This is a genomic window from Variovorax sp. LjRoot290, assembly GCF_964253985.1.
Lineage (GTDB): Bacteria > Pseudomonadota > Gammaproteobacteria > Burkholderiales > Burkholderiaceae_C > Variovorax.
This window is the reverse complement of the sequence record NZ_CAXURW020000001.1, coordinates 3,971,109-3,993,470: the sequence shown is the minus strand read 5'-3', so window position 1 is coordinate 3,993,470 and position 22,362 is coordinate 3,971,109. Positions and strand designations below refer to the sequence as shown.

Below are 22,362 nucleotides of genomic sequence, written 5' to 3'. Positions count from 1 at the left end.
CCAATGCGGGAACCCCACACCCCCAGGAGCTCTCATGTCGTTAAATTCCCGCCGCGGTTTTCTGCGCGGCTCGACTTCGGTTGCGGTCCTCTCGTTCATCGGCACCATGCAGGCGCTGCAGGCTCGAAACGCCAACGCCGCCACCGGCAGCACCGGCCTCGTCGCCAGCCCGTACGGTCCAGTCGCGCCGGCGCTCGACGAAGCCACGGGCCTGCCGCTGCTGCAGCTGCCTGAAGGCTTCGCCTACCGTTCCTACGGCTGGACCGGCGACCAGATGGACAACGGCCAGCCCTGCCCGAGCAACCACGACGGCATGGCGGTGATCGCCTCGTACGGTCGCGGCAACAGCGTCGACGTGGTGCTGGTGCGCAACCACGAGCGCGGCCAGTCGACGAGCCTGATCCAGGCGCCGGCAATGTACGACACCGCCTCGAGCAGCGTGAACGGCCGATTTGCCGGCGGCGGAACCACCAACCTGCGCTTCAAGGGCCGCCAGTGGCTCGGCATGGAGGCGAGCCTGGGCGGCACCCTCACCAACTGCGCCGGCGGCCCCACGCCCTGGGGCACCTGGCTCACCTGCGAAGAGACCGGCAGCAATCTCGAGTCGCAAGGCGGCAAGAAGCACGGCTACGTGTTCGAGGTGCGCGCCAACGCGGCCGAGACGACGGGCAAGCCGATCGTCGCGATGGGCCGGTTCAGCCACGAGGCCGTCGCCGTCGACCCGAAGACGCGCTTCGCCTACCTCACCGAGGACAACCGCAACAAGTCGGGCTTCTATCGTTTCATCCCCAGCGATGCGAGCGGCCGCCCGGGCAGCTATGAAGCGGGCGGCAAGCTGCAGATGGCCAAGGTGGTCGGCAAGGCCAACGCCGACCTCAATGTCGCCTCGACCGGTGACACGCACAGCCTCGAATGGGTGGACATCGCCGATCCCGATGCGAACCCGGCGTCGATTGCGCTGCCCGGCTTTGTGGGCACCACTCCGGTGGCCGGCCCGTTCGCGCAGGGCTGGGCGCAAGGCGGCTTGCGCATGGCGCGCGGCGAAGGCATCTGGTATCGCGACGGCAAGCTGTTCATCGTCGACACCGCCACCGGCGTGAACGCCGCCGGCGCGGGCGGCAACGGCGAAGGCGCGGTGTGGGAGTACGACCTGGCCACGGGCATGCTCAAGGCGGTCTTCGTGTCGCTCGACGCGGTGGCCGCCAACAACCCCGACAACATCACGATCAGCCCGCGCGGCGGCGTGCTGCTTTGCGAGGACGGCGGCGGCGTCGACGACCAAGGCCAGGGTCGCATCGAGCGCCTGGTCGGCCTGACGCCCGACGGCGCCAGCTTCGTGTTCGCGCGCCACAACGTGAACCTCGGCGCCGATCAGATCGCTTCGGCCGGCAAGATGGTCGCGCCGGGCGACTACCGCAGCAGCGAGTTCTGCGGAGCCTGCTTCGATCCGGCGGGCAAGGTACTGTTTGTGAACGTGCAATCGCCCGGTATCACGTTCGCGATCTGGGGGCCTTGGGCACGCGGCCCGCTTTGATGCCGCTATCCGGCTTGGCGCGGAGCTGTTCGCGCCTGCTCGCAACTCACTCGAGGTAATCGAGAAACAGCGGCGTCACTTGCTGGAGAAACGAGACCTCCTGCGCGTCGATGCTGCGAGGCTCCAGATCGAAATGGATGAACGTGCCATAGGGCGTCCCGGAATCGCGTATCAGCAACCGCCCGTAGTACGACTCGACAAGACCGACATAAGGGCGGTAGCTCATCAAGGACTTGTCTTTGGAGACGTGGCTGGTCGTGAATTCGCCCTCCTCGATCGCGTGTTGGCAAAAGCTCTTGTCCAGGGGAACGGCTTTCAACCAGGTGCGGTATTCAGAGGAGCGATCGAAGACGTGCTCTGCCCGCAACGCATTGCCGCTCAACTTGTAGATGGCCGTGTATCGGTACTGCGTCCTGTCATTGAGCAGCGCCAATGCGCGGCGAATTCCATGGGTGGCTAGAACACTGCGAACCGCTGCTGTTTGCGCAGTCAAGTCAATCTCGGGCATTGGGGATCAAAGTTAGGCGAAGTGCGCAGCTCTTGGCGGGGGTCGTCGACACGGATTTTATTGACGTCCCCAAAGACCTGGGGGGCCAGGGGATGAATTCCCTCGCTCTGCCCAAGCGATTGACCGTCGAGGGGCCGAGTCTGGCGTTGTCGGGTATTCGTTTTGCAGTTTAGGCGGCACATCCGCGGCAGCGAATGGCCAAAACGATGAATCCGATTGGCACGAAATCATTACGCGAGGCCCATGCGCTTGGCGCAGTGGCCGAGCGCATCCGTCTGCTTGAGCTGGGCGCGGGGCCTACTCGCAGAGCCGTCGGATCTCCGGCGGGATCGGCACCGCGCGGATGCCGCCGCCTTCGCGCGTGGCGGCGAAGATGCGCACCTCTTCGCATTCGAGGATCAGATCTTCGCCGCGCTTCATGCGGTAGGTCTGCAGGAAGCTCTTGTCGCGCCACTCGGGAATGGCCACCGCGATCGACAGCGTGTCGCCATAGCTCGCGCTCTTGACGAAGCGCGTGTGGGTATCGACCAGCGGCGTGCCGATCACGCCGAGGGTCTGTGCCGTCTCTTCCCAGCGCGGCACGCCGCGCTCGGCAAAGAAGTGGCGCGAGGCCGCATCGATCCAGCGGAAGAAATTGGGAAACCAGACGATGCCGGCCGGGTCGCAGTCCCCGAACTCGACGCGCACGGTGTAGATGACTTGGGGGCTCATGCGGTGAAGGCTCAGGCGGGGTTCTAGTCCGCAAGTATCTTGCGCTCGCGGATGATGGCAGCGAAGCGCGTGGAATCCGCTGCGATGCGCTCCTGAAAAGCGGCCGGCGTGCCGGGCAGCGCTTCGCCGCCCAGGCTGGCGATACGTTCCCTGACTGCCGGCATCGCGAGGATGCGGTTGATCTCGCGGTTGAGCCGGGTCACGATCTCGGGCGGCGTTCGGGCCGGCGCGTAGAAGCCGAACACCGTGTCGGCATCGAAGCCCTTGAGGCCGGCTTCGTCCAGCGTCGGCACATCGGGGAACAGCGGCGAGCGCTTGGGGCTGCCCACGGCCAGCAGGCGCAGCTTGCCGGCGCGCACCTGGGCGAGCCCGATGCCCGGGTCGAAGTAGTAGTCGAGCTGGCCGGCCAGCAGGTCCTGCAGCGCCGGCGCCGCGCCGCGGTAAGGCACATGGACCGCGTACAGGCCCGTCTGGCTCTTGAACATCTCGCCCGCGAGGTGCGGCGAGCTGCCGGTGCCGGGCGAGCCGTAGGAGAGTTTGCCGGGGCGCTCCTTCACGTAGGCGATGAAGTCCTTGATGTTCTCCGGCGGCAGCGAGGGCTTGGTCACCAGGAACACCAGCACGCGCGCAGCCGCGGCGACCGGCATCAGGTCCTTGGCGGGGTCGAAGGCCATCTTCGGATAGATGTGCGGGTTGACCGACACCATGCCGCCCGAACTCATGAGCAGCGTGTAGCCATCGGCCGGCGCCCGCGCCGCGACCTCGCCGCCGATGTTGCCGTTGGCGCCGCCGCGGTTCTCGATCAGCACCGGCTGCCCGAGCGCTTCCTGCAGCGGCAGCGATACCGCGCGTGCGATCTGGTCGGCCGCGCCGCCGGGCGGGAAGTTCACGACGATCTTGATCGGCTTCGAAGGCCAGGCGCTGCCTTGCGCGTAGGCCGCGGGCGCCGCGGCGGCGGTGGCCAGCAGCAGGGCGAGCAGGGCGCGCCGGGATCTTGGTGTTGTCATCGTTCGTCTCCTCATGTTGTTCAGGGGGTCGCCGCCGGCGGGCGCTTCATCCAGCGGATCGGCTGCGCGATCACCGGCCTGGGCGGCGCGCCGTGGCGCACCAGCGTGGCGTCGAGCGCGGTGCCGGCCTCGTCGGCCAATGCCGCTTCGCGCGCCGCGGCGATCGCGGCCGCGCGCGCGGCCGGCGAGCCGTCGGGCAGCGGCGCCACGGCCAGATGATCGATCACGTGCAGCAGATTGCGCTTGCCGCGCTCGTTGGTGCTGCCGTAGCCCTTGATGAGCCGGCCGCACAGCGCGATGTCGTGGCCGAGACGCCAATCGGTGCGGGTGCCCTGCACGACGGCAGCCAGCCAGCGTTCGATCAGCGCCTGTTCTTCGGCGAAGCGGCTGCCGCGCTTGCGCAGCCAGCGCAGCGAGGCCAGCACGCGCAGCGAGGCCATGCCGGCGACCGAGTGGCTGCCGACCTTGAGCGGCAGGGCGAAGGGCGTCTTCCTTCGCCGGTCCCAGGCCGCGACGCGGTGCGCCAGCGAGGCCGGCAGCAGCGCCGCGAATTCGGGTGCGCCGGGCTTGAAGTGGTCATACACCTTGACGATGTCGTCCTCGCCGGCCTTGACCTCGTTGCGCACGCGCTGCGTGCGGCTGGCGCGGCTCTTGAGCTCGGCCACGCGCACGATGTCGTCGAAGGCCATCCACAGCGCGAGCCAGCGCGCCATCTCGCGCGTGACCGCGAAGCCGTTGGCGCCCGCAGGGTCGGACGCGCGCTCGGCGGCCAGCACCTGCTGCAGGCGTTCGAGGTAGAGCCCGGCATAGGCGTCGTCCTGGTAGTCGACGAGCCGTGCATGGCCGAGCGCGAGCATGTCGTGCACCGGCGGCGGGAAGGCGCGTGCCAACTCGGCGCTCAGCGTGGGCTGCACTGGCGCTTCGTCGCCTCCGCTCGACAGCAGTCGCGTCACCAGCGCGGCCTGCGCGCGCGGCATGCCGACGATGTCGAAGGCCTTCGCGAAACCGCGCAGGCTGGCCGTCGCCATCTTGTTGAGCTTCTCGGGCGCGCTGGTGTCGCCGCCGCGCACCACCTGCTCGTAGGCCTCGCGCGGGAACGGGAACAGCCCGCTGCCCGCGATCGCGCCGAGCATCACCGCGCTGACCACCGTGCCGGCCTCGCGCGCCGCGGTGCCCATGTCGAACACATGGTGCTCGCGGCTGAAGGCCTTGACCACATCGAGCAGCCGCTGGGCATCGGCGCGCCCGTCACCGGGCTGCATGCGCTCGGCCGTGGTCAGCGTGCGGCCCGAGGAGGTGATGACCAGCGTGCGCTGCGGTGCGCTCATGCCATTGCCGATCTGGCGCGTGGTCTCCAGCAGCTCCGAGGAGACGATGGCGTCGAGCGCGCCCGGCACCGGGCTCAGGCTGAACACCGGCCGGCGCCCGCCGAGTTCGGCCAGCGGCACCGGAAAGACCTCGATGTAGTAGGTGGTGGCGCCGGTGCGCTGCGCGACGCCGGGGATGGAGGTGCTCTGCGCGGCGTAGCCGGCATGACGCGCCGTATCGACCAGCCATTCGGTGAGCACGCCGCCGCCTTCGCCGCCGAGGGCGCAGACGAGCAGGGTGATGGGTTGGGTTCGGTTCATCGTGGTCATGTGGAGCTCACGCGGGTTGCAATGCGCGAACGATGGCACCGCGCAGCGAGTGCAGCAGCCGCTCGTGCCACTTCGGGTTCTGCACCACCTCGGCGCGGTAGAAGCTGGGACACAGCGTGGCCGCATGCGCGTTCTCGCCGCACAGGCCGCAGCCGACGCAGCCGTCGATCACCACCGCGACCGGGTCGACCTTGAGCGGATCGGGGTTGTCCTTGATGGTGAGCGTGGGGCAGCCCGAGAGCCGGATGCAGGCATGGTCGCCGTTGCACACGTCCTCGTCGACGCCGTACTTCACGCGCACCACGCGCTCGCCCTTCTTCAACAGGCTGGCGATCCAGGGCTTGATGCGGCGCTGCCGCTCGAGCTGGCATTCGCCCTCGGCGATGATCACCTTGAGGCCGTTGAAGTCGCTCGTGAAGGCGTCGTTGAGCGTCTTGCGCATCTTCTCGACGTGGTAGGTGTGCACGGTGCGCAGCCACTGCACGCCCAGGCCCTTGAGGGTCGATTCGATGGTCTGGTTCTTGTCGACCAGGCTCTGCTGCTTGTCGACCGCATGCGCCTTCATCTCGTCATCGGGCGTGGAGATGATGTCCTGCGTGCCGGTGGCCGAGGTGTAGCCGTTCTTGAAGATCAGGAGCACCGCGTCGTCGCCGTTGAAGAGCGCGCTCTGCACGCCGGTGAGCAGCCCGTTGTGCCAGAAGCCGCCGTCGCCCATGATCGACAGCGCCCGGCGCTGCATCATCGGCGACACGCCCGCGCGGCTCGCCAGGCTCATGCCGTAGCCCAGGATCGAGTGGCCCATCGAGAAGGGCTCGAAGGTGCCGAAGGCGTGGCAGCCGATGTCGGCCGCGATGTGCACCGGCCCGCTGTCCTGCTGCGCGAGCTTGAGCGCGGCGAACACGGGCCGCTCGGGGCAGCCGATGCAGAAGCTCGGCGGGCGGGCCGGCAGCGGCGCCTCGAGTTGCGTGGCCACCGCGGCGCGGCGGTCGCGGTTGCCCATGAGCCAGCCCTGGGCCGAGTCCTGTGCATGCTGCGGCAGGTAGCGTTGCGCGAACCGGCCGAGGCCGGTCGCCAGCACCTCGACGCCATATTCGCCGGCGGCCGGCAGCATGTCGCAGCCGTGCAGCGGCGTCTGGATGTCGCGCCGGCGCAAGAGCGTCGCGATCTCCTGCTCGATGTACTCGGGCTGGCCTTCTTCCACCACCAGCACCGCGCGCTTGCCCACGCAGAAGTCGGCCACCTGTTCGGGTACCAGCGGGTAGGCGACGTTGAGCACCAGCAGGGGAATGTCGGTCGCGCCGAAGGCGTCGGCCAGGCCGAGCTGCTGCAGGCTGCGGATCAGCGCGTTGTAGAGCCCGCCCTGCACCACGATGCCGAGGTCGGCATGCGTGCCGGGGATCAGCTCGTTGAGCTGGTTCTCGGCGATGTAGCGGCGCGCGGCCGGCAAGCGCTCGTCGCCCTTCAGCTTCTCGTGGCGGAAGGTGACGGGCGGATGCGCGAGCCGCATGTAGTCGAAGCCGGCCGGCTCTTCCATCAGCGCGCGCGTCGAGATCAGCGGCGGCAGGTTGTTCTTGCACTCGAAGCTGCCGCGCACGTGGCAGGTACGGATGCGCAGCTCCATCATGCAGGGCATGTTGGAGTATTCCGAGAGCCGGAAGCCGTGCTCCACCATGTTGACCATCACGCCCAGGTCGGGCCGCGGATCGAGCAGGCACATGCTGGACTTGAGCGCATAGGCATGGGTGCGCTCCTGAATGACGCTGGCGCCTTCGCCGTAGTCCTCGCCCACCACGATCAGCACGCCGCCCTTGACGCCGGGCGAAGACAGGTTGGACAGCGCATCGGCCGCCACGTTGGTGCCGACGATGGACTTCCAGGTTACGGCGCCGCGCAGCGGGTAGTGGATGGAGGCGCCGAGCATCGCCGCGGCGGAGGCCTCGTTGGAACAGGCCTCAACGTGCACGCCCAGCTCGTCCATGTAGGGCTTGGCCTGCACCATCACGTCGAGCAGGTGCGAGACCGGCGCGCCCTGGTAGCCGCCGACGTAGGCCACGCCCGACTGCAGCAGGCCCTTGGTGATCGCGAGGATGCCCTCGCCATGAAAGGTGTCGCCGGCGCCGAGGCGCAGGGCCTCGATCTCTTTGCTGAATGAAACTTCCAAAGGTCTTCTCTCGTGGGGATTACTTGCGGCCCGGGAAGCGGGCCAGGTAGTAGGCGAGGGTGTCCAGGTCCTCGTTCGGGATGCGGCCGACCGCCTCGGCCATGGCCATCGTGTAGCCGACGCGCTTGCCGGACTTGAATTCGCGCAGCGTGAGTTGCAGGTAGTCCTCGCGCTGCTGCGCGATGCGCGGAACCTGCTGGCCGCCGCTGAAATCGGCACCATGGCAGAACACGCATTTGTGTTCCTGCGCCAGGGCCTGGCCACGGGTCATGCGCGCCGCATCGGGCGGCGTCGCCGGTGCCGGCACAGGCACTGGCGGCAGCGTGGCGATGAAATCGGAGAAGCCGCGCAGGTCATCGTCCTTCATGGTCTTGGCCACCGCGGTCATGGCCTCGTTCGCGCGCCGGCCTTCGCGAAACAGGAACAGCTGCGTGATCGCGTAGAAGGAGTGCTGGCCGGCCAGCACCGGCGTGCCCGGCATCTCGCTGCGCCCGTTGGCGCCGTGGCAGGCCACGCACAGCGCCGCGTAGCGCTGCGCGTACGCGCCCGCCGAAGGGGCCTGGGCGCCGGCCGGCGCCGCGAGCCAGAGAAACGCTGTCGCTGCTGCCGTGAATGCGAAGGTTCGCGTTCCTCTCATCACTTGCCGTAGCTGATGCGGTAGATGGCGCCCGCGTGGTCGTCGCTCACCAGCAGCGAGCCGTCCTTCAGCACCAGGAAATCGGCCGGGCGCCCGAGGTAGCTGTTGTTCTCGACGAAGCCGGTCATGAAGGGCTCGACCTTGGCGCCGCCCTTGCCGTCGGGCCAGGCGACCGCGACGTCGGCGTACTTGATCGTGCGGTTCCACGGGCCGTGGCGGGCGATGAACATCGCGCCCTGGTACTTGGCCGGGAACATCTTGCCGCGGTAGAAGTTGAGGCCCAGCGAACCGGCATGCGGCCCGAGCAGCGCGGCGGGCTTCGTGTAGTCGCCGCAGGACTTGCCCCAGCCGAATTCCGGATCGGCGATGTTGCCCTGGTGGCAAAACGGATAGCCGAAGTGCTGGTTCGGCCCGGTGACGACGTTGAGCTCGTCGTTGGGCAGGTCCTCGCTCATCCAGTCGCGGCCGTTGTCGGTGAACCAGAGCCGGTCGGTCTTCGGGTCGAAGTCGAAACCCACCGTATTGCGCACGCCGCTCGCGATGGTCTCCATGCCGCTGCCGTCGAGGTTCATGCGATAGATCTTGGCGTACTCGCCGGGGTCGCAGATGTTGCAGGGCGCGCCGATCGCGAAGTAGAGCTTGTCCTTGTGGATGCGCAGGTACTTCCAGCTGTGGTCCTCGCCGCCGGGCAGCTTGTCGTAGAGCACGACCGGCGTGCCGGGGTTGTCCAGCTTCGAATCGATGTTGTCGTAGCGCAGGATCTGCTTGTGCGTGGCCAGGTAGAGCGCGCCCTTGTGGTACTCGAGGCCGGTGGCCTTCTCCATCTTGTCGATGATGGTCTTGACCTCGCGCGCGTTGCCCTTGGGAGTGATCGCATAGACCTTGTTGGCGACGAACAGCGTGCTCACGAACACGGTGTCGTTGGCGCCCTGGCGGAGTTCGCGGGCGTCGAGCACGCCCGAGGCCCAGGTCTCGACCTTGAAGCCCGGCGGCAGCTTGAACTTGGCGGTCGGCAGCTTGTCGGCCGGGGTCGGAATCGGGAAGGCCGGCACCGGCGCCATGCGCGTGGCGGCCTCGGTCTTCGGGCGGCCCTTGGCCCAACCCGGCTCTTCGGCGGGCGGCTGCTGGGCCGTGGCGGAGAGGGCGGCGCACAGCAGCGCGGCCATTGCACAGAACGAGCGGGTCTTCGGCATGGCGATGTCTCCTTTCTACGTTGTTCGAAGCGGCGAGTGTGGGACGCATGCGGCCCGGGTTCAATAAAATAATCGAGCTAAGCGACATGAATGCCATGCATATCGACACCATCGACCTGAACCTGCTGCGCCTGTTCGACGCCGTCTACCGCGCGCGCAGCGTGAGCCGCGCCGCCGATTCGCTCGGCCTCACCCAGCCGGCCGCGAGCCACGGCCTGGGCCGGCTGCGGCTGCTGCTGGAGGACGCGCTGTTCACGCGCACCGCCGGCGGCGTGGCGCCGACGCCGCGCGCCGAGCGGCTGGCGATCGCCGTGCAGTCGGCGCTCGGCACGCTGGAGGAGGCGCTCAACGAGCCCGACCGCTTCGAGCCCACGGCCTCGCGCAAGACCTTCCGCATCCACATGAGCGACATCGGCGAGGGCCGCTTCCTGCCCGCGCTGATGGCGCGCCTGGGCGAGCTCGCGCCCGGCGTGCGGCTGGAGACCCTGCCGCTCGCGCCGACCGAGATCGCGCCCGCGCTCGACAGCGGCCGCATCGACTTCGCCTTCGGCTTCCTGCCCAAGGTGCGCGACACGCAGCGCGTCCATCTGCTGAAGGACCGCTACATCGTGCTGCTGCGCAAGGGCCATCCTTTCACGCGCGGGCGGCGCAGCGGCAAAGCGCTGCTGGAGGCGCTGCAGAAGCTGGAGTACGTGGCGGTGCGCACGCATGCCGAAACGCTGCGCATCCTGCAACTGCTCAACCTCGAGGACCGCGTGCGCCTGACCACCGAGCACTTCATGGTGCTGCCGGCCATCGTGCGCGCCACCGACCTGGCGGTCGTGATGCCGCGCAACATCGCGCGCGGCTTCGCGGAAGAGGGCGGCTACGCCATCGTCGAGCCGGCCTTTCCGCTGCGCGACTTCACCGTGTCGCTGCACTGGAGCAAGCGCTTCGAGGCGGATCCGGCGAACAGCTGGCTCAGGGGGGTGATGAGGGAGTTGTTCGGGGAGGGGTGAGGCGGGCTTGCCGCTATGCTCGGACCTGCGCGATTTCAGACGGCAGGGAGTAAAGAAAAATGACTGTTGTCACCGGAAAGCGTTTGTCCGTTGTCAGGGCGGCCTCATGAGCGCCGCGGGGCCGTCGCTTGCGCTCGAAGCTATCACGCAGCGCATCTTCGTCTTGCGCGGGCAGAAGGTGCTGCTCGACAGCGATCTGGCCGATTTGTATGGCGTAGACACGCGCCGCCTCAATGAGCAGGTGCGCCGCAATCGAGAGCGCTTCCCGAAGGATTTCATTTTCGAGCTGACGCGTGAGGAGTACACCAGCTTGAAGTCGCAATTTGCGACATCAAGCTGGGGTGGCCGGCGCAAGTTGCCGCTGGCGTTCACGGAACACGGCGCGATCATGACCGCGACCTTGCTGAGCAGCCCGCGTGCGGTGGACGTATCGGTCTATGTGGTGCGGGCGTTTGTGCAATTGCGCGAACTGGCTCGCAGTCACGCAGACTTGGCCAAACGCCTCGATGCGTTGGAGGAAAAAACCGAGTTGATCGCGATGCAGCATGACGCCTTTAGTCGTAACACGCGCGTTCAACTGCGCCAGCTTTTCGATGCGTTGCGCGAACTTACCGCCCACCCTGAACCGCCGAAACGGACCATCGGATTTGTGCCGCCCCAGGAGAAGAAGAACGCGAAGAGTTCGCGAGGCAAAAGCAAGAGGTAGAGCCAAACCCGCCTCCTCAAGGCAGGTTCTCCCTGAAGATCACCGGGCTGCGCGTGCGCTCCACGCCGGCCAGCACCTCGCGCTGGTCGCGCAGGTTGGTGAAGATCGTGCTCAAGGGCGGGCAGATGGGGGGAGAGGCGTGTTCGAGCGTCTCACGAACGCTTCGTCGTCAGCATCCGCCCCAGCGCGAAGACCGAGTTGGGCGTGTCCGGAAGCAGTGGCTTGGCTCGCGCGGAAGAGGCCGGGGCCCGCCGCTCGGCCTGCTTGCTTTCGGGCTGCACGCCGCTCGCGATCTGTTCGTCGACCAGGCTTTGGAGTGTGACGGCATCGAGGAACTCGACGGCGCAACGGTTCACCGAGGCCCAGAGTTGGTCCGTCGCATAGCGGCTCGGGTGGCCGGGAGCTGCGGCTCGCCCTTGCTTCGCCGCCTCGGCGGCGGCAGGGTCGTCGATCGCAAAGATGATGTCCGCCACGCTGATGTCCGCAGCCTTGCGGCCGAGCGAGTAGCCGCCGCCGGGCCCGCGCGTCGACACCACCAGACCGTGGCGGCGCAGCTTGCCGAACAGCTGTTCCAGATGGGAGAGGGACACCTGCTGGCGGCGGCTGATGCTGGCCAGGTTGACCGGGTCCGCCTGTCCGTGGAGGGCCACGTCGATCATCGCGCTGACGGCGAAACGACCTCGGGTGGTGAGTCGCATCGAATGTTCTTCTTTCGTTTGCGTTCGACCCTTGGAGGCCGAAGTGTCCCGGCGGGACGTGGAGCGCGGATCTTAGCCGTCGGCTCGGCTGGCTCGCGCCTCGACCAAGGGTTTTCCCGGGCGTCACATACCGGCCCCCACATAGGCCATATGGGCACGATGGTATGCATGCGGCTTGTGAAAGGACTAACTTCGCAGGCACGGTTTTTGATCGCCACCACGAGTTGCCTCCCACGAGCATGAGCATGACCCCGAGCACCCAACCCATCCGCTTCTTCCACCGCGGCCGGATCGTCGACGTGAGCGGCGTGCATCCGACGCGTTCGGTGCTCGACTGGCTGCGCGAGGACGCACGCTGCACCGGCACCAAGGAAGGATGCAACGAGGGCGACTGCGGTGCCTGCACCGTGGTGATCGGCGAACTGGCCGAAGCCGGCGAGGCGAATGCGGTGGGCGGACTGCGCCTCTCGACGGTGAATGCCTGCATCCAGTTCCTGCCCACGCTGCACGGCAAGGCGCTGTTCACGGTCGAAGACCTCAAGGCGCAATGCAGCAAGGGCCGCGACACCGCGCAGCACGACAAGCACGCGGTGACGCGCCTGCATCCGGTGCAGCAGGCCATGGTCGACTGCCACGGCTCCCAGTGCGGCTTCTGCACGCCGGGCTTCGTGATGTCGCTGTGGTCCACCTACGAACACCACCAGGCCGGGGGCACGCGGCCGACGCGCCAGCAGCTGGCCGACGATCTCTCGGGCAACCTGTGCCGCTGCACCGGCTACCGCCCGATTCTCGATGCCGGCCAGCGCATGTTCGACCTGCCCGGCGTGCGGCTCGACGCCGAGCCGGTCGTCACCGCGCTCGCCAGCCTCAAGCACGAAAACAGCTTCGACTACGCCGCGCCGCTGGGCCAGCGCATGGACCACTTCCACGCCCCGACCACGTTGGCCGACCTGGCCGCGCTGCGCGAAGCCAAGCCCGCGGCGCAGCTGCTCGCGGGCTCGACCGACGTCGGCCTGTGGGTCAACAAGCAGTTCCGCGACCTGGGCGACATCATCTTCGTCGGTGACGTCGCGGAGATGAAGGTGGTGGAAGAGCGCGGGGATGCGCTCTACATCGGCGCCGGCGCTTCGCTCGAGGCCGCCTTCGGCGCGCTGGCACGACGCCTGCCCAGCCTGACCGACGTCTGGCTGCGCTTTGCCTCGCCGCCCATACGCAACGCCGGCACCATGGGCGGCAACGTCGCCAACGGTTCGCCGATCGGCGATTCGCCGCCGGTGTTGATGTCGCTCGACGCCGAGATCGAGCTGCGCCGCGGCGAGCGGGTGCGCCGCATGCCGTTGCCCGACTTCTATGTCGACTACATGAAGAACCGCCTGGAGCCCGGCGAGTTCGTGCAAGGGCTCGTGGTGCCGCTCGCAGCCATGCAGCGCCAGGTGCGCGCCTACAAGATCAGCAAGCGTTTCGACTGCGACATCTCGGCCCTGTGCGGCGGTTTTTCCATCGCGCTCGACGGTGACGTGGTGAAGGAGGTGCGCCTGGCCTTCGGCGGCATGGCTGCGGTCGTCAAGCGTGCCGCGCAGGCCGAGGCGGCACTGGTCGGCAAACCCTGGACGCAGGCCAGCGTCAACGCGGCCAAGCTTGCGCTGGCGCAGGACTTCAAGCCGCTGACCGACATGCGCGCCAGTGCCGACTATCGCCTGCAGGTGGCGCAGAACCTGCTGCAGCGGCTGTGGCTCGAAACGCGTACCACCGACCCGCTGCCGGTGGAAGCCACCAGCGTCTGGAGCGTGATGCCCCATGCGGCCCTGCAAGGAGTCTGAGATGAACAAGCCCATCGACCTCGCCCTGCTGCAATCGGCAGAGGCCTTTGCCGACTACCTGAAGAACACCGCCGCGCGCATCGATGCGCGCGCCGAGGCCAAGGCGCACGACGACGGTGCGCGCGTCGGCATCAGCCGGCCGCACGAATCGGCCCACCTGCACGTGGCCGGCGAGGCCACCTACATCGACGACATCCCCGAACTCGCGGGCACGCTGCACTGCGCGCTGGGGCTGTCGCCGGTGGCCAATGGCCGGCTCCAGAACATGAAGCTCGAAGCCATCTGCGCCATGCCCGGTGTGGTGGCGGTGCTGACGGCGGCCGACATTCCGGGCAGCAACGACTGCGGCTCGATCATCCACGACGACCCCATCCTCTGCAGCGGCGACATCCGCTACCTGGGCCAGCCCGTGTTTGCCGTGATCGCCGAGACGCGCGACGCCGCGCGCCGCGCCGCGGCCTGCGCCAAGGACGCGCTGGACATCGAGGCCGAGCCGCCGGTGATCACGCCGCAGCAGGCGCATGAGAAGGGCCAGTACGTGCTGCCGCCGATGCATCTCGTGCGCAGCACGAACGAGGGCGGCGCACAGGCCGCGATCGCGAAGGCGCCGCACCGGCTGAAGGCCACGCTCGACGTCGGCGGGCAGGAGCAGTTCTACCTCGAGGGCCAGATCAGCTACGCGATCCCGAAGGAGGGCGGCACGATGCACGTGCACTGCTCGACCCAGCATCCGAGCGAGATGCAGCACCTGGTGGCGCATGCGCTGCACCTGCATGCGAACGAAGTGCACGTCGAGTGCCGGCGCATGGGCGGCGGCTTCGGCGGCAAGGAGTCGCAGTCGGCGCTCTTCGCCTGCGTGGCGGCGGTGGCGGCGAACAAGCTGCAGCGCCCGGTCAAGCTCAGGCTCGACCGCGACGACGACTTCCTGATCACCGGCCGGCGCCACTGCTTCTGGTACGAGTACGAGGTCGGCTACGACGACGAGGGCCGCATCCTCGGCGCGGAAATCTCGATGGTCTCGCGCGCCGGCCACTCCGCCGATCTTTCGGGCCCGGTGATGACGCGCGCGCTGTGCCACTTCGACAACGCCTACTGGCTGCCCGACGTGGCGATGCACGGCTATTCGGGCCGCACCAACACGCAGAGCAACACGGCGTTCCGCGGCTTCGGCGGCCCGCAGGGCGCGATCGCGATCGAGAACATCCTCGACACCGTGGCGCGCGAGCTGAGCCGCGACCCGCTCGACGTGCGGCGCATCAACTTCTACGGCAAGACGCAGCACAACGTCACGCCCTACGGCCAGCTCGTCAGCGACAACATCATCCACGAGCTGGTGGCCGAGCTCGAAGGCACCAGCGGCTACCGCGCGCGGCGCGAGGAGATCGCGGGCTTCAATGCCAAGAGCCCGGTGCTCAAGCGCGGCATCGCGCTGGCGCCGCTGAAATTCGGCATCTCCTTCAACGTCAAGCACTTCAACCAGGCCGGCGCGCTGGTCCATGTCTACACCGACGGCTCGATCCTCGTGAACCACGGCGGCACCGAGATGGGGCAGGGGCTCAACACCAAGGTGGCGCAGGTGGTGGCGCACGAGCTCGGCGTGAGCTTCGAGAGCGTGCGCGTCACGGCCACCGACACGCAGAAGGTGGCCAACACCTCGGCCACCGCCGCATCGACCGGGGCCGACCTCAACGGCAAGGCTGCGCAGGACGCCGCGCGCCAGATCCGCGATCGCCTGGCCGCCTGCGCGGCGGCGCGCCACGGCGGCGAGGCGAGCGCGGTGCGCTTCGCCAACGACCAGGTCGAAGTCAACGGCCGCTCGCTGTCGTTCAGCACGGTCGTCGGCGAGGCCTACCTCGACCGCGTGCAGCTCTGGTCCGACGGCTTCTATGCCACGCCGGGCCTCAGCTGGGACAAGGACCGGATGCAGGGCCGCCCCTTCTTCTACTACGCCTACGGCGCTGCCGTGAGCGAGGTGATCGTCGATACGCTCACCGGCGAGTGGAAGCTGCTGCGCGCCGACATCCTGCACGACGCCGGCAAGTCGCTGAACCCGGCGGTCGACATCGGCCAGGTCGAAGGCGCCTTTATCCAGGGCATGGGCTGGCTCACGACCGAGGAGCTGGTGTGGCATCCGAAGACCGGCCTGCTCACCACGCACGCGCCCAGCACCTACAAGATCCCGACGGCCAACGATTGCCCGCCGGTGTTCAACGTGCGCCTGTTCGAAGGCCAGAACTTCGAGGACTCGATCCATCGCAGCAAGGCGGTGGGCGAGCCGCCGCTCCTGCTGCCCTTCTCGGTCTTCTTCGCGATCCGCGATGCCGTGTCGGCCGTGGGCAAGCACAAGGTGGACCCGCCGCTGACCGCGCCGGCCACCAGCGAGTCGATTCTCCGAGCGATCACTGCGGTGCAGAACGCATCCGCATAACCCAACCCGTTCGCCCTGAGCCTGTCGAAGGGCCGCGCAAGGCTTCGACCCTTCGTCAAGCTCAGGACAGGCCAAGCTCAGCCCGAACGGACTTAACGTGAATTCAGCGCTGTATAACTGCCCACACATTCAGCAACATGCGGGCAGCTTATGAGAGACCAGGCGCTTCTCGACAAGATCGATCTTCATCTCATCAGGGTTCTACATACCGTGTTGACCGACCGCAGCGTCTCGCGCGCCGCCATCCGCCTGGGCATGTACCAGCCTGCAGTTTCTGCAGCGCTGAAGCGCCTGCGCGAGCTCTCGGGCGACCCATTGCTGGTGCGCTCGGGCTCGGGCATGGTGCCGACCGATGCGGGGCTGCGCATGATCGATCCGGCCGCCAGCATCCTGCGCGCCGCGGAGATGCTGTTCTCCGATGCGCGCGGCTTCGATCCCCAGACCGCGTCCACTACCTTCCGCATCGCGGCCAGCGACTACCTCGATCCTTTGTTCCTGCCGATGCTGGTGGCGCAGGTCAAGGCGCAGGCGCCGTTGTGCCACATCGAGATCCATTCGCTCTCGTCCGATTCGGACTATCACGCGCACCTGTCGCTCGGCCAGGTCGACCTGGTGATCGGCAACTGGCTCAAGCCGCCGGAAGACCTGCACATGGCGCGGCTCTTCGCCGACGACATCGTCTCGCTGGTCAACAAGGACCATCCGGCCGTGCGCCGCGGCTGGGAGCTCGAGACCTGGCTCGCGGCCGAGCACGTGGCGCCGACCCCCATGCACCCCGGCGCGCGCGGCATCATCGACCAGATGCTCGACGAGCTGGGCCGGCAGCGCAACATCACGGCGCGCTGCGCGCACTTCAGCCTGATCCCCGACATGGTGGCCTCGAGCCTGCTGGTGCTGACCACCGGCCGCCAGTACTGCGAGCGTTTTGTCGACCGCCTGCCGGTCGCGATCCTCGAGTGCCCGATCGCACTGCCGCGCCTCATGTACTACCAGCTCTGGCATGAGCGCACCCATTCATCGAGCTCCGCGCGCTGGCTGCGCGAGCGAACCAAAGCCGTGGCGGCCTCGCTGAGGCCGTCGCTTCCCGCTGCCGGCTAGGCAGTTCTTCCACTCGCGCCGGGCGTCGCGACTTCGACCCACGCCATCTACATAAGAGAGACGGAGACAACGCGATGAACCGCACACAACAGATGCTCGACATCAGCGAGCACGACACCAGCTCTGCACGCCCGGCCACCGGCTGGGCCGAGCGCATGTTCAAGCTCAAGGAGCACAACACGACAGTGCGCACCGAGCTGGTGGCAGGCCTCACGACCTTCCTGACGATGGCCTACATCATCTTCGTCAACCCGTCGATCCTCGGCGATGCGGGCATGCCGAAGGACGCGGTGTTCGTCGCCACCTGCCTGATCGCCGCGCTCGGCACCGCGATCATGGCCTTCTACGCCAACTACCCGATCGCGCTGGCGCCCGGCATGGGGCTCAACGCCTACTTCGCCTACGTGGTCGTGCTGCAGATGGGCTTCACCTGGCAGGCGGCGCTCGGCGCGGTCTTCGTCTCGGGCTGCCTGTTCCTGCTGGTCACGCTCTTCAAGCTGCGCGAGCTGATCATCCGCGGCATCCCGCAGTCGATAAGGGTGGCCATCACGGTCGGCATCGGCCTCTTCCTCGCGATCATCGCGCTCAAGAGTGCGGGCATCGTCGCGCCGTCGAAGGCCACCTACATCACGCTGGGCGACCTGCACACGCCGCAGGTGGTGCTGGCGACGCTGGGCTTCTTCACGATCGTGGTGCTCGACCGGCTCAAGGTGCCCGGCGCGATCCTGATCGGCATCATCGCGGTGACGGTGCTGTCCTTCTTCTTCGGTGGCAACACCTTCCACGGCGTGTTCTCGGCGCCGCCCTCGATCGCGCCCACCTTCTTGCAGCTGGACATCAAGTCGGCGCTCTCGGGCGGCATCCTGAACGTGATCCTGGTCTTCTTCCTGGTCGAGCTCTTCGACGCCACCGGCACGCTGATGGGCGTGGCCCGGCGCGCCGGCCTCCTGGTGCCGGGCAAGATGGACCGGCTCAACAAGTCGCTCTTGGCCGACAGCGGCGCGATCTTCGCGGGCTCGCTGCTGGGCACCTCGAGCACCACGGCCTACGTGGAAAGCGCGGCCGGCGTACAGGCGGGCGGGCGCACCGGCCTCACGGCGCTCACGGTGGCGGTGCTGTTCCTGGCCGCTCTGGTGATCTCGCCCCTGGCCGGCTCGGTGCCGGCCTATGCGACCGCACCGGCGCTTTTCTTCGTGGCCTGTTTGATGCTTAGGGACATCACCGAGCTCGACTGGGACGACACGACCGAAGTGATCCCGGCCGCCGTTACGGCGCTGGCGATGCCCTTCACGTACTCGATCGCCAACGGCCTGGCCTTCGGCTTCATCACCTATGCGGTGCTGAAGCTGTTCACCGGCCGCGCCAGGCAGGTGCACTGGATGGTGTGGCTCATTGGCGGCGTGTTCCTTTTCAAGTTCATCTATATCGGCGGACACTGACGAAAATACGGCGATCGTCCCAAGGGCGGTTCAGGGCAACAACAACCCAAAGGCCAGGCACAGGCATGACAATCCAAAGACTTCAGCTCGCGCACATTACGAAGCGCTATCCCGCGGTGGTCGCCAACAGCGGCGTCTCGCTCACGGTGGCGCCGGGCGAAACCCATGCCGTGCTCGGCGAGAACGGCGCCGGCAAGTCCACGCTGATGAAGATCATCTACGGTTCCGTGAAGCCGGACGAAGGCAGCGTGACCTTCAACGGCCAGCCGGTCACCGTGCGCAACCCGCAGGAGGCGAGGGCGCTGGGCATCAGCATGGTGTTCCAGCACTTCAGCCTGTTCGACACGCTCACCGTGGCCGAGAACGTCTGGCTCGGGCTCGACAAGAGCCTGGCGCTGGCCGAGGTCACGCGCCGCATCACGGCCAAGGCGAGCGAGTACGGGCTCGACATCGACCCGTCGCGGCCGGTGCACACGCTCTCGGTCGGCGAGATGCAGCGGGTGGAGATCATCCGCGCGCTGCTCACCGACCCCAAGCTCCTGATCCTCGACGAGCCCACCTCGGTGCTGACCCCGCAAGCAGTGGTCAAGCTCTTCGTGGTGCTCAAGAAGCTGGCCTCTGAAGGCTGCAGCATCCTCTACATCAGCCACAAGCTGCACGAGATCCGCGAGCTTTGCACCGCCTGTACGGTGCTGCGCGGCGGCAAGGTCACGGGCGTGTGCAACCCGCAGAACGAAAGCAATGAATCGCTGTCGCGCCTGATGATCGGCGCCGAGCCGCCGCCCCTGCAGCACCGGCCGGTGCATGCGGGCGCGGTGGCCTTGCGGGTCAAGGGCCTGACGCTGGCGCGCGAAGACCAGTTCGGCGTCGACCTCGACGGCATCTCGCTCGACGTGCGGGCCGGCGAGGTGGTGGGCATCGCGGGCGTGTCGGGCAACGGCCAGAAAGAGCTGCTCTACGCGCTCTCCGGCGAGGACACGCGCGCCGAGGCGCCGATGATCGAGGTCTTCGGCCAGCCGGCCGCGCATTTCAGGCCGCGCAGGCGGCGCGCGCTGGGCCTGCATTTCGTGCCCGAGGAAAGGCTGGGCCGCGGCGCGGTGCCGACGCTGAGCCTCGCGCACAACATGCTGCTCACCCGCAGCAACGCGGTGGGCCAGGGCGGCTGGATCCGCACCGGTGCGCTGCAGCAGCATGCCGGCGAGATCATCCGGCGCTTCAACGTCAAGGCCGGCGGGCCCGGCGCGGCGGCGCGTTCGCTCTCGGGCGGCAATCTGCAGAAGTTCATCGTCGGGCGCGAGATCGACGCCAATCCGAAGATCTTCATCGTCTCGCAGCCGACCTGGGGCGTGGACGTGGGCGCCGCGGCGCTGATCCGAGGCGAGATCCTGGCGCTGCGCGACGCCGGCTGCGCGGTGCTGGTGGTGAGCGAAGAGCTCGACGAGCTGTTCGAGATCAGCGACCGGCTGCACGTGATCGCCAAGGGCCGGCTCTCGCCCTCGATCGACCGCGCGGCGGCCACCGTGCCGCAGATCGGCGAATGGATGAGCGGCCTGTGGAACGCCCCCCAGGCTGCAGCGAAGGAGGTGGCCCATGCTTAAGCTCGAACCCCGCCCGCAGCTCTCGCGCTTCTGGAGCTACGGCTCGCCGATCCTGGCCCTGCTCATCACGGTGCTGATCGGCATGGTGCTCTTCGCGCTGCTGGGCAAGGACCCGGTCAAGGGCCTCGCGGTCTTCTTCTGGGAGCCGATCAAGAGCGGCTATGCGCTGGGCGAGCTGATGGTCAAGGCCACGCCCTTGCTCATCATCGCGCTCGGCCTGGCCGTGTGCTTCCGCTCCAACGTCTGGAACATCGGTGCCGAAGGGCAGTTCGTGTTCGGCGCGATCGCGGCCGGCGGCGTGGCGCTGCTGGCCGACAAGACCACGGGCTCGTGGATCGTGGCTGCGATCCTGGTGGCCGGCATCTTCGGCGGCATGGTCTGGGCCGGCATCGTGGCCTTCCTGCGCGACAAGTTCAACGCCAACGAGATCCTCGTGAGCCTGATGCTGGTCTACGTCGCGACGCTGCTCCTGGGCTACATGGTCTACGGACCCTGGAAAGACCCGATGGGCTACAACTTCCCGCAGACCAAGACTTTCGAGGCGGTGACGCAGATCCCGCGGCTCATGAAGGGCTCGCGCGTGAGCATCGGTCTGGTCATCGCGCTGATCGGCGCGGCGGCCCTGTGGGTGTTCCTGTTCCGCACGCGCTCGGGCTTCGCGCAGCAGGTCGGCGGCCTGGCGCCGGCCGCCGCGCGCTATGCCGGCTTCTCGGCGCGGCGCGCGGTGTGGATCGCGCTGCTCACCTCGGGCGGCGCGGCCGGCCTCGCGGGCGCGCTCGAAGTGGCGGGCCCGATCGGCCAGCTCACGCCCTATGTGCCGGCGGGCTACGGCTTCGCCGCGATCATCGTGGCCTTCGTCGGCCGGCTGCATCCGGTGGGCATGATCTTCTCGGCCATCCTGATGAGCATGTTCTACATCGGCGGCGAGCTCGCGCAGTCGCGCCTGGGCCTGCCCAAGTCGCTGACCGGCGTGTTCCAGGGCCTGCTGCTCTTCACGCTGCTGGCGTGCGACACGCTGATCGCCTACCGCATCCGGCGCAAGTCGGCGCCCAAGGCGGTGGCTGCGCCGGCCGGCACCTCGTCGCTGCAGGCCAGCACGCCACTGACCGCACCCGTCGCCGTCCAAGCCACCGAAGGAGCAATTTAATGAACCCCCACGCTCATCACTTCGTGTATTCGCTGCCCCCCGAGGGGACGCATGCCGCCCTTGGGGCGGCCCGGCGGGAGGCATGATGGAAAGCTACGCACTCCTCCTGGGCTCCACGCTCAGCGCCGGCACCGTGCTCGCGATCGCGGCGCTGGGCTTGCTGATCAACGAAAAGGCCGGCATCGTGAACCTCGGCGCCGAGGGCATGATGCTGTGCGCCGCGATCGCCGGCTTCGCCACGGTGGTGGTCACGCACAACACCTGGCTCGGCTTTCTTGCCGGCGCTGCGGCCGGCGCGCTGCTGGCGGCCTTCTTCGGCGTGCTGGTGATCTGGCTCAACACCAACCAGTACGCGACCGGGCTCGCGCTGAGCCTGTTCGGCGTCGGCTTCTCGGCCTTCGCGGGCATCAACTTCGTGCAGGCCAAGCTGCCCGAGAGCACGAACTACGCGCTGCCGGTGCTGGGCGACATTCCGCTCATCGGGTCGGCCTTGTTCCGGCACCACCCCATGGTCTACTTCGCGGTGCTGCTCACCATCGGCCTCATCTGGTTCCTCTATCGCACCCGCGCCGGACTGGTGCTGCGCTCGGTCGGCGAGTCGCCCGAGTCCTCGCATGCGCTGGGCTATCCGGTGCGGCGCATCCGCTTCCTGGCGGTGATCGCGGGCGGTGCGCTGTGCGGCCTTGCAGGCGCCTATTTGTCGACGGTCTACACGCCGCTTTGGGTCGAAGGCATGGTGGCGGGCCGCGGCTGGATCGCGCTGGCGCTCACCACCTTTGCGACCTGGCGGCCGGTGCGCGTGCTGCTCGGCGCCTACCTGTTCGGCGGCGTCTCGATGCTGGGTTTTCACCTGCAGAGCACGGGCGTCGACGTGCCCAGCCAGTTCCTCAGCATGCTGCAGTACATCGCGCCGATCGTGGTGCTGGCGCTGATCTCGCGCAACCCGGCCTTCATCCGCGTCAACATGCCGGCATCGATCGGGAAACCCTTCTACCCCGGCTCATAATTGAGTTTCGTTTTGTTTCTCTGCCAACCTGTCCTT

The 22,362-nt window shown here is 67.8% G+C and carries 18 protein-coding genes; 10 read left to right on the top strand and 8 right to left on the bottom strand.

Going from position 1 to position 22,362, the window contains the following annotated elements; genetic code table 11:
• Positions 1-34: 34 nt before the first annotated feature.
• On the top strand, positions 35-1,534 hold the full coding sequence (locus ACSQ9A_RS19860; protein ID WP_436304854.1) for a PhoX family protein: 1,500 nt from the start codon (positions 35-37) through the stop codon (positions 1,532-1,534).
• A 46-nt stretch (positions 1,535-1,580) separates the two neighbouring features.
• On the opposite strand, the gene ACSQ9A_RS19855 is transcribed toward ACSQ9A_RS19860, so the two are convergent.
• From ACSQ9A_RS19855 to ACSQ9A_RS19825, 7 genes are all read right to left on the bottom strand, one after another.
• The gene (locus ACSQ9A_RS19855; protein ID WP_436304853.1) at positions 1,581-2,042 is read right to left on the bottom strand and encodes a hypothetical protein; all 462 of its coding nucleotides are present in this window, start codon (positions 2,040-2,042) and stop codon (positions 1,581-1,583) included.
• 297 nt (positions 2,043-2,339) lie between these two features.
• Entirely contained in the window at positions 2,340-2,753 is a 414-nt protein-coding gene (locus ACSQ9A_RS19850; protein ID WP_093102924.1) for an acyl-CoA thioesterase, read from the bottom strand.
• 23 nt (positions 2,754-2,776) lie between these two features.
• Positions 2,777-3,760, bottom strand: coding sequence for a Bug family tripartite tricarboxylate transporter substrate binding protein (locus ACSQ9A_RS19845; RefSeq protein WP_436290934.1), 984 nt, complete (start codon positions 3,758-3,760; stop codon positions 2,777-2,779).
• A 20-nt stretch (positions 3,761-3,780) separates the two neighbouring features.
• Positions 3,781-5,388 carry an indolepyruvate oxidoreductase subunit beta family protein gene (locus tag ACSQ9A_RS19840; protein WP_436304852.1) on the bottom strand — a complete coding sequence of 536 codons (1,608 nt, stop codon included), beginning with the start codon at positions 5,386-5,388 and terminating at the stop codon, positions 3,781-3,783.
• A 16-nt stretch (positions 5,389-5,404) separates the two neighbouring features.
• Entirely contained in the window at positions 5,405-7,558 is a 2,154-nt protein-coding gene (locus ACSQ9A_RS19835) for a thiamine pyrophosphate-dependent enzyme (RefSeq protein WP_436290936.1), read from the bottom strand.
• Positions 7,559-7,577: 19 nt separating this feature from the next.
• A complete protein-coding gene (locus ACSQ9A_RS19830) occupies positions 7,578-8,195 on the bottom strand; it encodes a c-type cytochrome (RefSeq protein ID WP_436290937.1) in 618 nt (205 codons plus the stop codon).
• A complete protein-coding gene (locus ACSQ9A_RS19825) occupies positions 8,195-9,388 on the bottom strand; it encodes a PQQ-dependent sugar dehydrogenase (protein WP_212733615.1) in 1,194 nt (397 codons plus the stop codon). The genes ACSQ9A_RS19830 and ACSQ9A_RS19825 overlap by 1 nt, the downstream gene beginning before the upstream one ends.
• A gap of 86 nt (positions 9,389-9,474) precedes the next feature.
• Here ACSQ9A_RS19825 and ACSQ9A_RS19820 point away from each other — a divergent pair, with 86 nt between their 5' ends.
• Positions 9,475-10,386, top strand: coding sequence for a LysR family transcriptional regulator (locus ACSQ9A_RS19820; RefSeq protein ID WP_436304851.1), 912 nt, complete (start codon positions 9,475-9,477; stop codon positions 10,384-10,386).
• 106 nt (positions 10,387-10,492) lie between these two features.
• Entirely contained in the window at positions 10,493-11,092 is a 600-nt protein-coding gene (locus ACSQ9A_RS19815; RefSeq protein WP_436304850.1) for an ORF6N domain-containing protein, read from the top strand.
• 152 nt (positions 11,093-11,244) lie between these two features.
• On the opposite strand, the gene ACSQ9A_RS19810 is transcribed toward ACSQ9A_RS19815, so the two are convergent.
• On the bottom strand, positions 11,245-11,790 hold the full coding sequence (locus ACSQ9A_RS19810; RefSeq protein ID WP_436304849.1) for an Rrf2 family transcriptional regulator: 546 nt from the start codon (positions 11,788-11,790) through the stop codon (positions 11,245-11,247).
• Positions 11,791-12,029: 239 nt separating this feature from the next.
• On the opposite strand from ACSQ9A_RS19810, the gene xdhA reads away from it, so the two are divergent.
• The 7 genes from xdhA to ACSQ9A_RS19775 all read left to right on the top strand — a co-directional run bounded on the left by xdhA (position 12,030) and on the right by ACSQ9A_RS19775 (position 22,326).
• Entirely contained in the window at positions 12,030-13,610 is a 1,581-nt protein-coding gene (gene xdhA / locus ACSQ9A_RS19805; protein ID WP_436304848.1) for a xanthine dehydrogenase small subunit, read from the top strand.
• 1 nt (position 13,611) lies between these two features.
• A complete protein-coding gene (gene xdhB / locus ACSQ9A_RS19800; protein ID WP_436304847.1) occupies positions 13,612-16,038 on the top strand; it encodes a xanthine dehydrogenase molybdopterin binding subunit in 2,427 nt (808 codons plus the stop codon).
• Between the two features lie 150 nt (positions 16,039-16,188).
• On the top strand, positions 16,189-17,136 hold the full coding sequence (locus tag ACSQ9A_RS19795; RefSeq protein WP_093102938.1) for a LysR family transcriptional regulator: 948 nt from the start codon (positions 16,189-16,191) through the stop codon (positions 17,134-17,136).
• 92 nt (positions 17,137-17,228) lie between these two features.
• Positions 17,229-18,575 carry an NCS2 family permease gene (locus ACSQ9A_RS19790; RefSeq protein WP_436306329.1) on the top strand — a complete coding sequence of 449 codons (1,347 nt, stop codon included), beginning with the start codon at positions 17,229-17,231 and terminating at the stop codon, positions 18,573-18,575.
• Between the two features lie 65 nt (positions 18,576-18,640).
• Positions 18,641-20,173, top strand: a complete 1,533-nt coding sequence (locus ACSQ9A_RS19785; RefSeq protein WP_436304846.1) for an ABC transporter ATP-binding protein — start codon at positions 18,641-18,643, stop codon at positions 20,171-20,173.
• Positions 20,166-21,320 carry an ABC transporter permease gene (locus ACSQ9A_RS19780; RefSeq protein ID WP_436304845.1) on the top strand — a complete coding sequence of 385 codons (1,155 nt, stop codon included), beginning with the start codon at positions 20,166-20,168 and terminating at the stop codon, positions 21,318-21,320. The genes ACSQ9A_RS19785 and ACSQ9A_RS19780 overlap by 8 nt, the downstream gene beginning before the upstream one ends.
• An 85-nt stretch (positions 21,321-21,405) precedes the next feature.
• The gene (locus tag ACSQ9A_RS19775) at positions 21,406-22,326 is read left to right on the top strand and encodes an ABC transporter permease (protein ID WP_093103259.1); all 921 of its coding nucleotides are present in this window, start codon (positions 21,406-21,408) and stop codon (positions 22,324-22,326) included.
• Positions 22,327-22,362: the final 36 nt, after the last annotated feature.

Bases quoted from the DNA above. Each gene is read 5' to 3' on its own strand.
- xdhA (WP_436304848.1), top strand. From the start codon at position 12,030: ATGAGCATGACCCCGAGCACCCAACCCATCCGCTTCTTCCACCGCGGC.
- ACSQ9A_RS19850 (WP_093102924.1), bottom strand. From the start codon at position 2,753: ATGAGCCCCCAAGTCATCTACACCGTGCGCGTCGAGTTCGGGGACTGC.
- ACSQ9A_RS19825 (WP_212733615.1), bottom strand. From the start codon at position 9,388: ATGCCGAAGACCCGCTCGTTCTGTGCAATGGCCGCGCTGCTGTGCGCC.
- ACSQ9A_RS19855 (WP_436304853.1), bottom strand. From the start codon at position 2,042: ATGCCCGAGATTGACTTGACTGCGCAAACAGCAGCGGTTCGCAGTGTT.
- ACSQ9A_RS19790 (WP_436306329.1), top strand. From the start codon at position 17,229: ATGCTCGACATCAGCGAGCACGACACCAGCTCTGCACGCCCGGCCACC.
- ACSQ9A_RS19830 (WP_436290937.1), bottom strand. From the start codon at position 8,195: ATGAGAGGAACGCGAACCTTCGCATTCACGGCAGCAGCGACAGCGTTT.
- ACSQ9A_RS19840 (WP_436304852.1), bottom strand. From the start codon at position 5,388: ATGAACCGAACCCAACCCATCACCCTGCTCGTCTGCGCCCTCGGCGGC.
- ACSQ9A_RS19815 (WP_436304850.1), top strand. From the start codon at position 10,493: ATGAGCGCCGCGGGGCCGTCGCTTGCGCTCGAAGCTATCACGCAGCGC.
- ACSQ9A_RS19775 (WP_093103259.1), top strand. From the start codon at position 21,406: ATGGAAAGCTACGCACTCCTCCTGGGCTCCACGCTCAGCGCCGGCACC.
- ACSQ9A_RS19820 (WP_436304851.1), top strand. From the start codon at position 9,475: ATGAATGCCATGCATATCGACACCATCGACCTGAACCTGCTGCGCCTG.
- ACSQ9A_RS19780 (WP_436304845.1), top strand. From the start codon at position 20,166: ATGCTTAAGCTCGAACCCCGCCCGCAGCTCTCGCGCTTCTGGAGCTAC.
- ACSQ9A_RS19860 (WP_436304854.1), top strand. From the start codon at position 35: ATGTCGTTAAATTCCCGCCGCGGTTTTCTGCGCGGCTCGACTTCGGTT.
- ACSQ9A_RS19845 (WP_436290934.1), bottom strand. From the start codon at position 3,760: ATGACAACACCAAGATCCCGGCGCGCCCTGCTCGCCCTGCTGCTGGCC.
- ACSQ9A_RS19795 (WP_093102938.1), top strand. From the start codon at position 16,189: ATGAGAGACCAGGCGCTTCTCGACAAGATCGATCTTCATCTCATCAGG.
- ACSQ9A_RS19785 (WP_436304846.1), top strand. From the start codon at position 18,641: ATGACAATCCAAAGACTTCAGCTCGCGCACATTACGAAGCGCTATCCC.
- ACSQ9A_RS19810 (WP_436304849.1), bottom strand. From the start codon at position 11,790: ATGCGACTCACCACCCGAGGTCGTTTCGCCGTCAGCGCGATGATCGAC.
- xdhB (WP_436304847.1), top strand. From the start codon at position 13,612: ATGAACAAGCCCATCGACCTCGCCCTGCTGCAATCGGCAGAGGCCTTT.